The sequence below is a fragment of the Cytobacillus citreus genome (assembly GCF_018343665.1).
In the GTDB taxonomy this organism is placed as follows: Bacteria; Bacillota; Bacilli; order Bacillales; family Cytobacillaceae; genus Cytobacillus; species Cytobacillus citreus.
In genome coordinates this window covers 331483-342995 of the sequence record NZ_JAGYPM010000001.1, presented here as the reverse complement: position 1 = coordinate 342995, position 11513 = coordinate 331483, and the positions used below count along the sequence as shown (strand labels likewise).

At 35.2% G+C, this 11513-nt stretch carries 8 protein-coding genes and 3 pseudogenes; 3 read left to right on the top strand and 8 right to left on the bottom strand.

Going from position 1 to position 11513, the window contains the following annotated elements:
- Window positions 1–371: 371 nt before the first annotated feature.
- Together KHA94_RS25815 and KHA94_RS01785 are read left to right on the top strand one after the other, a co-directional pair.
- Window positions 372–431 (top strand): annotated as a pseudogene (locus KHA94_RS25815) (hypothetical protein); the annotation flags it as partial.
- A 2-nt stretch (window positions 432–433) separates the two neighbouring features.
- Window positions 434–676, top strand: coding sequence for a hypothetical protein (locus tag KHA94_RS01785; protein WP_213100440.1), 243 nt, complete (start codon window positions 434–436; stop codon window positions 674–676).
- A gap of 56 nt (window positions 677–732) precedes the next feature.
- On the opposite strand, the gene KHA94_RS01780 is transcribed toward KHA94_RS01785, so the two are convergent.
- The 7 genes and pseudogenes from KHA94_RS01780 to KHA94_RS01750 form a co-directional block, all read right to left on the bottom strand.
- Window positions 733–1914, bottom strand: coding sequence for an NAD(P)/FAD-dependent oxidoreductase (locus KHA94_RS01780; RefSeq protein ID WP_213100439.1), 1182 nt, complete (start codon window positions 1912–1914; stop codon window positions 733–735).
- Between the two features lie 40 nt (window positions 1915–1954).
- Complete coding sequence (locus tag KHA94_RS01775; protein WP_213100438.1) at window positions 1955–2398, bottom strand: helical membrane plugin domain-containing protein; 444 nt, start codon at window positions 2396–2398, stop codon at window positions 1955–1957.
- Between the two features lie 351 nt (window positions 2399–2749).
- A complete protein-coding gene (locus tag KHA94_RS01770) occupies window positions 2750–4036 on the bottom strand; it encodes an MFS transporter (RefSeq protein ID WP_213100437.1) in 1287 nt (428 codons plus the stop codon).
- A complete protein-coding gene (locus KHA94_RS01765) occupies window positions 4036–5385 on the bottom strand; it encodes an alkaline phosphatase family protein (protein ID WP_213100436.1) in 1350 nt (449 codons plus the stop codon). The genes KHA94_RS01770 and KHA94_RS01765 overlap by 1 nt, the downstream gene beginning before the upstream one ends.
- Window positions 5386–5559: 174 nt before the next feature.
- A complete protein-coding gene (nadD, locus tag KHA94_RS01760; protein WP_213100435.1) occupies window positions 5560–6186 on the bottom strand; it encodes a nicotinate (nicotinamide) nucleotide adenylyltransferase in 627 nt (208 codons plus the stop codon).
- Window positions 6187–6246: 60 nt separating this feature from the next.
- A pseudogene (locus tag KHA94_RS01755) lies at window positions 6247–6591 on the bottom strand (nicotinate phosphoribosyltransferase); the annotation flags it as partial.
- A gap of 76 nt (window positions 6592–6667) precedes the next feature.
- Window positions 6668–7219 (bottom strand): cysteine hydrolase family protein, encoded by a 552-nt coding sequence (locus tag KHA94_RS01750; RefSeq protein WP_213100434.1) that lies wholly within the window; start codon window positions 7217–7219, stop codon window positions 6668–6670.
- 309 nt (window positions 7220–7528) lie between these two features.
- Between KHA94_RS01750 and KHA94_RS01745 the strand changes: the two genes are divergently transcribed.
- Window positions 7529–8353 carry an aldo/keto reductase gene (locus tag KHA94_RS01745; RefSeq protein ID WP_213100433.1) on the top strand — a complete coding sequence of 275 codons (825 nt, stop codon included), beginning with the start codon at window positions 7529–7531 and terminating at the stop codon, window positions 8351–8353.
- A gap of 116 nt (window positions 8354–8469) precedes the next feature.
- Here the strand turns inward: KHA94_RS01745 and KHA94_RS01740 are convergent.
- Window positions 8470–11053 (bottom strand): annotated as a pseudogene (locus tag KHA94_RS01740) (efflux RND transporter permease subunit).
- Window positions 11054–11513: the final 460 nt, after the last annotated feature.

The following is an 11513-nucleotide window of genomic DNA, read 5'->3' as shown; positions in this document are numbered from 1 at the left end:
TTTTAGTCACGAACAGATTAGTTTTAATAACGAATATAATGATAAAAGCCATCCTTAATTACTATTAGGACCAAATTTGTTTAGTATCTTCGCTTCATTTTTACATGTATTCTTTTTTAGAATTTAAGTGATTTCTTTTTCACAATGTCAAGATTTAGTAATAATTATCTATTCATTACATTGCAAAATTATTTTTCCACTTGTGAACTAGGAATATTTTATTTAGTTCAAAATCATGATTTAATACTTCTTTGAAATTAAACAATAATGTTTTAAAAAATAAAGGTTTAATATAACCGATTCCTTTGTAAAATCACTATTACAAATTTAAAAATCCGCGATTATTTCTTACATCTGGAGTGCTGGGAACAATGGGATATGGACTTCCTGCAGCCATTGGAGCATCAATAGCAAACAAGGAAAAAGCTGTGTTATGTATAAGTGGAGATGGCAGCTTTCAAATGAATTATCAAGAATTAATAACAGTAGCCAAGTAGCAGAGTCTTATGGAATACAAGCAGAAAGAGCCAATAACCTTAACGATGCTGAATTAATAATAAAAGAAGCTTTCAGTCATTCAAATCCAGCCATATTGGAAGTCGATATTACCGAAGAAGAAAATGTCTTCCCCATTATTCCACCAGGAGGCAGCAATTTAGAAGCCATTTTGAAATGAAATGAATAAAAAGACCTTTGCAAATAATAAGCAAAGGTCTTTCAAAAAAACTCCGATTAGTAAGCCAAACTAAACAATCCTTTAATATGTGTCAAATAGCGCACATTACTTGCTTCTTTCATTAAGGAAGCTGGTAGTCCTTTAAGTGATGTACCATTAGCCCCGATAGAAGCAACGCTATCTTTACGGCCAAGACTTGCAAGTGTACCTGAATTTACAGGAGCAAACTTTTCAAATGCTTTGTCTTGAAGATATGCAAATAGGTTGTAGCCAACTAGCTCGCCCATTTGCCAAGCGTTTTGTGCTGTTGGTGCATAAGGACGACCGCCTTCTTCTGGGAATGCAACAGCACTGTCACCGACAACAAACACATCAGGATGTGTTGCTGATTGAAGGAATTCATTAACTGTTGCACGGCCACGGTCGCAAGCAAGTCCTGACTGTTCAACAATAGGAAGAGCTTGGATACCGCCTGTCCAGACAAAAGTATTCGCAATAATTTTCGTACCGTCTTTAAGATCGATTTCATTGCCGCTTACATTTGTGACAGGAAGACCAGTTAAGAATTCTACTCCACGAGCTTCTAAGCTAGTTGTTGCACGTTCAATTAAATGGTCTGGTAAAACAGGAAGAATTTTCGGACCTGCTTCAACTAGCTTTATTTTCAATTCTTTAGGATCAACGCCATAGCTCTTAGCAACTTGAGGCATGTTATCAACAATTTCTCCAACTAACTCAACGCCAGTTAAGCCGCCGCCGCCAATAACAATGGTTGCATCTGCTTCATTTTTCGTTTTTGCGTATTCACGAATTCTGCCAACGATATGATTGTAAATATTATTTGCATCATCAACAGATTTTAACACCATGCTGTTTTCTTCAAGCCCTGGAATACCAAAGTAACCAGTTTTACTTCCTAAACTAACAACAAGAGCATCATAAGTTAAAGTAGAACCATCATTAAGCTTTACTTCTTTTTTATCTACAGAAAAAGAGTCAACCTTAGCAATTTTCAGGTCGATATCCTTACCTTTGAATAATTTTTCTAAAGGCATAGATATTGCTTTTTCAGAGATTGTTCCACCTGCTAGACGGTGAAGTTCAGTGATGATTTGGTGTGTTGGATATTGGTTTACTACAGTTACATAAGCTTCATCTCTATTTAAATATTGACGAACAGTTAAAGCTGAAAGAAGTCCGCCATAACCTGCACCTAAGATAACAATATGTTTTGACATGATTTATCCCGTCCTTACTAGTTGTATTAAATGAACAATACTATTTTTGACTATTTTTTTCTTCTGTGATTTGCAGATAAGCATTTACGAAACGGAAAAGCTTCTGTGCTTGCGGATCTTTTAGCATTTTTAAAATACCGAAAAGACCAATCACTTCATGGCTTGAATCCGCACGGTCTTTAGCTTCAATCGTTGTAGCTGCAATATTTTTCACAGTATCTTTAACTGGATCTACCATTTCTTTAATAGCGCCAATTGTATCATTCTTTAATACTTCATCAGTAGCAACTGATTGAGCAAAGTCATATGACTTATTTAAGATCGAAACAAGCTCAGTTAATTTAGGGAGTTGTTCTACTAATGTTGTTAAGGATTCCTGTACCTCAGGTTTTAATAGCTGGTCAAGTATATCTTGTCTTTCCTGATTAAATGACACATCAAGATTTTCTTGGTCTGGCCTTGGTTGAGTAAGCGTTGCAGTCATATCCTCTTCCCCTTTACAAGTAAATAATAATTTATTAAAAAACTATTAACTGAAGGGTGATTCTAATTTGTGTGATATTTCACAAAAGTAAATATATCAATCTAAATATAAAAATTATTATATATACAAATATAATAATTTAATGTTCTATTAAACTAAATTTTATCCCTTCAGTTACCCCTCAATAACTATACGCCTATTTAATTGTAATTTCAATGATATTTTTATATTATCATCACCTATAAGGTATTAATGGGGTGATTGATAGAAATTATCTTTTTTTGGATGACTTTAACTTTTTCCTTGAAATGAAAAAGTCTGCAATCCCAATGTAGAGAATGCAGACTTAACTTACCTGCTAATTTGATTAGCAGCAGATTGCTCCGCAGAGTACACGACTTGATTTGGAACCCGCAAGAGAAGGAAAGCGCCAAAGAGAAATAATACGATCAAGCTAAAGACTCCACTGCTCGTATTTCCTGTTAGTTGAGCTGTTATACCCATTAGCGTTGGGCCAGCTATTGCTGCAATCTTTCCGAAAATATTGTAAAAGCCAAAGAATTCATTGGAAGATTCTTTTGGAATGAGCTTAGCAAAATAGGAACGACTTAAAGCCTGAATTCCACCTTGGACAGTTGCCACAAGCATAGCTAAAATCCAAAAGTCAATGGCTGTTTTTAAGAAATAGGCATAAATACAAATAATAATATAAACAATGATGGCCACAAAGATCATTTTCTTTTCACTAAATTTCTGCCCTAGCTTACTAAACATAATCGTGAATGGCGCAGCCACAACCTGGACTAAAAACAATACGATTAACAATGTTGAAGCACTAATGCCTAAGTCTGATCCATAAGCAGTAGACATAGTTAAAATCGTATGAACACCATCAATGTAAAAGAAATAAGCAAGTAAGAATAGAAATAGAGCACGATATGCTTTAATATTTTTCAAAGTGGCAAACAGTTTTTTAAAGCTTGTTGCAACAGGATTAGGAACTCGCTCTACATAGTAATTCTGCTCCACATTTTTTAACATCGGGATTGTGAAAAGTCCCCACCATAGAGCAGTAATCACAAACGCAATTTGACTTGCTACCCCTACAGATAATGGGATGATTTCCTGCTGAGCCAAAATAATTATTGCAATTGAAATGATAAATGGGATTGTACTCCCAATATAACCAAGCGCAAATCCATTTGAAGAGATGCGGTTCATTCGATCTTCACTCGTTACGTCTACTAAAAAAGCATCATAAAAAATATTTGCTCCTGCAAACCCAACGGAAGTTAAAACAAAAAATCCTAACAATATCAACCATTGATCATTTGGTACAACCGCTAATAGAAGTGTAAAAATAACTCCTAATGACGCAAAAAAAGTAAAAAATCTCTTTTTAAAGCCTCTAAAATCAGCAATTGTACCAAGCAATGGGGCCAATATGGAAACGATCAGTGTAGCAAATGAGTTTGCATAACCCCAGTAGGCTGTTGATGTAGTTGCAGAAATTCCGGCTTCTGTTGCTGCAGATTTAAAATATAAAGGAAAAATAGCAGTAACGACAACAATAGAATACGCGGAATTTGCCCAATCATAAAAGGCCCAGCTTCGTTCCGGTTTAGTCATTTTCCCCATTATACTACCCCCTTTGTTAAATTATTTTTTGTATCAATAGTTAAAAAATCCTCGATAACTTCTCCATCCGTTTGCCCTAAATCCAACCCTAGTAATCTTGCTAATGTTGGACCAATATCAATAAGACGCATAGATGGAATAACTTCATTTTGCCGAATCCCTCTACCAGAGGCTAGAAAAATTGTCTTGTATTCCTGTTTTTCAGGCGAATAGCCGTGTGAAGCAAATGTGTATTTTTTGCTAGGCAGAACATCTTCATTTGTAATTTGATGAATAAATTCACCAAGATGCTCCTCATGAAAATAAAATCCGTTCCTTGCCTCAATCATAAAAGCACAAGCCGGATCTGCTCCTTTTTTACCAGCCTCCTCTCCTGTTATCAAGCTTTCAATTCCATTGGTAGGATCCACTATTAATTCTTCTAATATGCTCCTCACAAATTGATTTGTTTCAACATCATCTTTGTTTTTTAAATAAATATATGCAGAGCCATCACAGCTTTTGCAATATGCCTTCCAATCAATAATTTTTCCATTTGCATTTACTGAAATTAGGTTCTTTTCCTTAAATATAACGTTTAGCTGCACAGCTTTATTCTCATCAAGAGCACTATGATCACCAAGCACTATAATGGTAGTGTCAGAAAGTCTTCCACATTCCTCAAGAGCATCTAATATACGCCCAAGCCTTGTATCATGACGATGAATGGCTTCAATTGCCTCATTAGAAAATACACCATGGTAATGGCGCTGAGTATCCAAATCAGTAAAATGAACTAGTAACAAATTTGGGCTTCTCGTTAAAATCGTGTGAACAGCTGACTCTAACACAAAGTCATCTAATTCAGGCTGGCTTAAACCACTTCGAATATGACCAAAGCGATTATTAAGCTCCCATTGATAGTAAGGTGTTCCACTCAAAAGCGATACGAGGATTTGATTTTGCCATTTCCTATTTGGAAAAATTTCTGGAAGATTATATTGTATACTTTTTGCTTTCCCAGTAACTGGCCAAAGAAGTGCGGCCGTTGTAAGATTTGCTTTACTAGCCTCATCATATAAGGTTGTACCTTTTATGGAGCTTCGATACCAATTCCAATCAGGTGAAGCCACCCCAGGCTGCAAAAGAGTATTATTTATTATCCCATGGTTTTTCGGATATTTCCCGGTAACAATGGTTGTATGACAAGGGTATGTTAAGGACGGATAAATCGTATCTACATGGCGAGCATATGAACCTTTCTGCAAAACTCTCTGGAAATTTGGAAGCGTACGAAGAAGTGCAAAATCTAATGCAGACAGACAATCAAAAGAGATAATGACCATGTTTTTAGTTAGTGCTTTATTCATCAAAATCCTCCATTGAAAATAAATCCTTATTTATATTGTACACTTTATGGGTAGAGTAGTAGTATTATTTTTTCGTAAATATTTAATTTTTCAATTTCTTTTAGTCAGAAAAAGACTGTAACCTATCAAAAGGAATACAGTCTTTAACCTAAATGCATTATTCATTCTTAAAAATCATCTCTCGTATTTGCAATATAAATTATGTTCCTTTATATAGTTATAGCATGAAATCGGCAATAAATATTTCGGTTCACCGCCCATCGCAAATTCTTCACGAATATAGGTAGAGCTAATCTCCATTGCTAAGCCTTTATCAATTAAATGAAACGTGTTTCCATCATCATTATTTCTTAATATAGGAGAACGGGAAATCGTCGTCAGCATGTCAATTCCATCACGTGCCATAACAATAAATTTATTCTCCGCAACTAGTTTGTCTCCTTTAGACCATTTACCTGCACCAATATCTACAAGCAAATCAGCCCCCATTATAAAATACACTTCATCATTTGGAAATTTCTTTTTAAAGTGCTCCATCGTATCATAGGTAAAAATCTTCCACGCATCCTGCTCCATCTCATGGTCATCTGCAATGAAGCGTTCATCGTCTTCAATTGCCATTAAAATCATTTTCCACCGGTGTTCATCCTCTGTTTTCATTCGCTTATCTTTTCTTTTGTTTGAACATGGCAGGAAAATAACTTTATCTAAATTGCAACGATGGGCAACCGTGCTTGCCGTCCATAAATGAACATTAGTAATTGGATCAAATGAAGAACCATAAATACCGATTTTCCCCATAAGAAATACCTCATCTCAATTCTAATTTTTCCACAGAAGGAATAAAAATTGCTTAATTTCCTAAGGCACCATATTCTGTAGATTTTCCTGTATCTCATTAATACAATTCATTTTGTTATCCCAACAAGATTGGCTTAAATCAACCGGAAATTCCTCTGGATTAAGCAGCCGCTTATATTTATCCCATAAAAGATTGAGATTTCCTTCTACAAATCTTCGAATGTCTTGAAGTGTTGGCAGCACATATACTAGCTTACAATCTACGAAAATATCTTCATGTAGTTCTCGCGCTGTAAAATTAGTAACAAACTTACTAATATAGGTATGAACTGGATGAAACATCTTTAATCTCTCTTCTTCCTGAGGATTTTCATGTTCTAATGCGATATAATCCCCATCAGCATGAGGCTATCATCTGAATACAACATTATTATTCCCCCACTCTAGTATCAAAAACAAAGTGTTGAATCATCTAAATATCTTAAATTATAGTAGCGCCTAGAGTATGTTCAAAATGACTTAATGCCCATTCATGTCCTGCCTTATTAAACGAAGCAACTGCATCTTTATAAATGACAATTTTGAATCCTTTATTGTATGCATCGACAGCAGTGTGAAGAACGCATATATCTGTACAGACCCCGACTAAATGAACCTCAGTAATTCCACGTTCCCGTAATTTAATTTCCAAATCCGTTCCTGCAAATGCAGAATATCTCGTTTTATCCATGTAGAATACATTTTCCGCTTCTTTATTATCCTCATACACATCCTTTAATGCCCCATATAAATCTCTTCCTTTAGTGCCTCGAATATTATGAGGAGGAAATAACTTCGCTTCTGGATGATACTGGTCCCCTTTATCATGGACATCAATAGCAAATACGATAAAATCACCATCAGCTATAAATTTCTTTGTAATCTCTGCTATTTTTTGTTCTAATGCCTGCCCAGGTTCCCCGCAAGTTAGTGCACCGTCATTTGCAACAAAATCCACTGTGTAATCAACATTGATTAACGCTTTCTTTTCCATGACTTCAAACTCCTTAAAATTTTATTTTGTAATTATTAAATTACATTCTTGAAAAATAATCATGAAAGATGCACTTTCCTAATGATAGATAGACTCCACAATTTCAAAATTATTAAAACGATATAGCTGAGAGGGTCTGAATTAATTTCTACTTGTTTTCATTGGTTTTCCCTGTTCATCAATAATTCTATTAAAAACTATAATTATTTTCAAAAAATTAAAAAAATCTAATCATTTGATAATTAATTTGTGTATTGTTATCCTTATTTAAGATTTACATAGAAAAATTAATGATAGGAGTAATGCCATATGAATTTTGTTGTTTTAAATAATGGTTTAAAAATGCCTCAGCTCGGTTTCGGTGTTTGGCGTGTGGAAGATGAAAAAGCAGAAATTGCTGTCGCAAAGGCACTTGAAGTTGGCTATAGATCCATTGATACGGCAATGATATACAATAACGAAAATGGTGTCGGGAATGCACTAAAAAAATCATCTATTCCACGTGAGGAAATTTTCATAACAACAAAGGTGTGGAACAGTGATCAAGGCTATGAAAATACATTGAAAGCGTATGAGGAAAGCTTGGAAAAACTAGGTCTAGAATATGTTGATTTATATTTGGTTCACTGGCCAACTCCTCAATATGATCAATATGTTGAAACTTACAAAGCACTGGAGAAGCTTTATCATGATGGACGCGTAAAAGCGATTGGCGTCTGCAATTTTGATATTGATCATCTTGAGCGTCTTATACAGGAATGTGATGTGAAGCCAGTATTAAATCAAATTGAATGCCATCCATATCTGGTTCAAACTGAATTAAAAGAGTTTTGTGCCAAACATGATATCTTTATAGAAGCTTGGAGTCCTTTACAACAAGGCGGCGAAGTATTGAACCATGAGGTCATCCAAAAAATCGCTAAACAACATAGTAAGACAACCGCTCAGGTTGTCTTACGCTGGCACCTGCAAAATAATACAATCGTTATTCCTAAATCAGTAACTCCAGCACGTATTGAAGAGAATTTTAATGTATTTGATTTTGAACTTTCAGCAGAAGAAATGACTGAGATCAATAAACTTGACCGTAATGAACGAAAAGGTCCAAATCCTAGTGAATTCAATTTGAGATAAGTAGATTTTCTTCCAAAAATGAAGGCCAGACCCATATTCGATGAAATTCGAATTGGGTCTGGCCTTTTTTACTCTAATTTATTTGGATTTTTATTAACTCATGAAAAGAATTATTTTTATAAAGATATATTTTGATCTGTAGATTGGCTTGCCCGCTGTTTCTTAGATTTTCTAAAATAAAGCAGCTCATAAATACACGGGATGACGATTAGTGTTAAAAGTGTTGCCATGGCTAGACCACCAATGACAACTATTGCTAAGCTTTGTGAGACTAAGCTTCCGGTTTCTGTTTCTTTCAATAGTAGTGGAAGCATTGCACAGATTGTGGCGGTCGCAGTCATGAAGATCGGCCTCATTCTAGTGGCTGTTGCTTCAATAAGCGCTTCTCGAATCGTCATTTTTTGTTCATTTTGTTTAACGCGATCTAAAAGAACAATGGCATTTGTCACTACAATTCCTATAAGCATGTAATGAAGCAATTGACGATACTGGTACGAGACCGGCATCCGTCATAACTGGAATTTTGTCAAGGTCTTCATATGTTTTGATGTCAAAAACGGGTTCTAAAACGACGGTTGTTTGTTTATCATCTAAGCTGACTGTCCCGATTGGTGTTTGATTTATCATCACTCCAAGTTGCCCAGCTATTTGTTCAGCATTTCCTTTCTTAGGGTCAACTGTAAAGGAATAAACGGTTTTCTTTTCATCTTGATTGGTTGTTACTTCTTCAACTCCGTCAATTTTTTCCACTTTTTCTTTAATATTATTCGCTGTTTTTTCAAGATCTAATATATTTTCCCCAGTGACATCTATGGTAATATTAGTTCTAGCTCCTCCCATCATGAAAGACGCAGCACTTACCTCTAACTGAGCGTCATGATATTGATCCTTTTTCTTTTCTACCTCTTCTATTATTTTATCCGGATTCGCTTTATCCTTTAACAAAATACTGAAGGTCGCTTCTGTAGGTGACCCTACATATCCAAATCGAGCTGCTTCAGTGGGAGATCCCACTTGTGATATAACATATTTTACGTCAGCTATTTCTCTTATCGAAGTTTCAAGTTCGATTGTTTTTTTCTTTACATCTTCGATTGGCGTATCATTCGGGTAACTTAGTGTGGCAACAACATAGTCAGCCGAAGAGTTGTCAACTGCACCCTTAGGAATGACAAAATATGTCCCTATAGAACCTGCAAAAAGCAAGAGTGCAATAGAGAATACAATCCATTTATGATTTAAAGACCAAGTGACCATTTTGGGAAATCTAACAGCTGGTTTATGTTCAGGTGATTTTGTATTCTTCAATAATCCAGCACTCATTAACGGAACAACAGTTAAAGCAACAATTAAAGATGCGAGCAAGGAATAAGTGACTGTTAATGCGAACGGCAGTAGAAATTCTTGAAGGCCACCATTCAACAAACTCATAGGTAAGAATACAGCTACTGTCGTTAATGTAGAGGAAGTAATCGCTACTCCTACTTGTTTTGTTGCATCGATAATCATTTGAACAGAGAATTTTTCTGTCTGCATTTTTCGGAAAATATTTTCAATAACAACAATACTATCATCAACTAGACGTCCAACAGCAACCGCTACTCCGCCGAGTGTTAAAATATTCAATGTGATGCCAGACCATGACAACAAGAATAATGTAAAGCAAAGTGATAATGGAATTGAAACGATGGTAATAAAAGTCGACCGGATATTTCGCAAAAATATCATTATGACGATGGTTGCGAATAATGCGCCAAGAAGAACTTCTTTTATCATTGTTTGGACTGAAGTCTGCACCATATCAGCAGAAGCAATGTAAACGACTGATTCCTGCTGATCATACAATTTATTTATTTCCTTTGTGACTCTTTCTACCTCTTTACTTATTGCCACAGCATTCGATTGGCTGTCCTTTGTGATGCTAATATCTAGACTATCTCTCCCATTAAAACGGCTAATGAAATTCGAATTTTTAGTTTCATCAATCGTTGCAATATCTCCAAGCGTAACATCTGGAGATACGATAAAACCTTCGAGTTTATCTAAACTAGTTACATCACCAAATACCTTAATATTACTTGTTTTTCCATCAATAATTTTTTCCCCGATGGCTAAGGCTGTGTTTTGCCCTTGAAGAACACCCATAACAGCTTGAAGTGAAACTTGTTTTTCCGCTAATTTTTCATTATCAATTTTGACGGAAATGACGGAATCTGTTATCCCATAAACATCGACACTGGATACCCCTTTAATATCTTGATACAATGGCTGGAGTTTTTCCCGTACTAATGCCATATTTTCTGCAGTCATTCCATCTTTGAAGGTTACAGCTATATTTGCAATGGGAATCATAGAAGTATTAAGCTGTGAAACGATTGGCTTTGATATGTACGGAGGTAATATTACGTTATTTAATGCATCTTGAACTTCTTGTTTTGCTTGCTTCATATCGGATCCAGCTTCAAAAAATAGATCAATTTTTGAAAATCCGTCCCCTGTTGTAGAGTAGACAGAAGTTTTTCCATTTACGCCAGTAACTGCTCTTTCTACCGGAATGGTTACCTCTGATTCCATCGTTTTCGAATCTGCCCCTTGACCCATAGCAATAATGGTTACTTGCGGATTATCAGCAGATGGCAAAAACTCCATAGGCAGCCTAAAATAACTAACAACTCCAATAATTAAAATTAATATGGTCATTAATGTAACAGCAGCCTTATTGCCAAATGCTCACTTTGTTATGAACGACATTCTTTGTTTCTCCTCTCAAAAATAAAATAAATACCGAAAAATCGTACCATAAATTCCCTTAATTTCTGTTAAATATTATTTGTTTTATAAAAAAATTACATTTTTACATTTATTTCATTAATATACCTCTTTTCTACCATTTATTTTGCATCTTCATTTTAGAAAATGAGGACTTTAAATGCATTGAGCCACAGGATTATATTTTTCTAAGACTTGAGATGTATTGACTTTTGGAAAGTATTTCCTCTGATTGCTTGCAGCACGATAAAAAACGGTTAAAGCCTTACTACCAAAGCGCACATAATGCTGACTATCAATTAGTCAGGAGCTAAGAATTCCTTCTTAGATTGCCAATTTTCCCCTTTTGATACAAAAAGCATTTTCCGTTGTGAAACAACGGAAATATGAC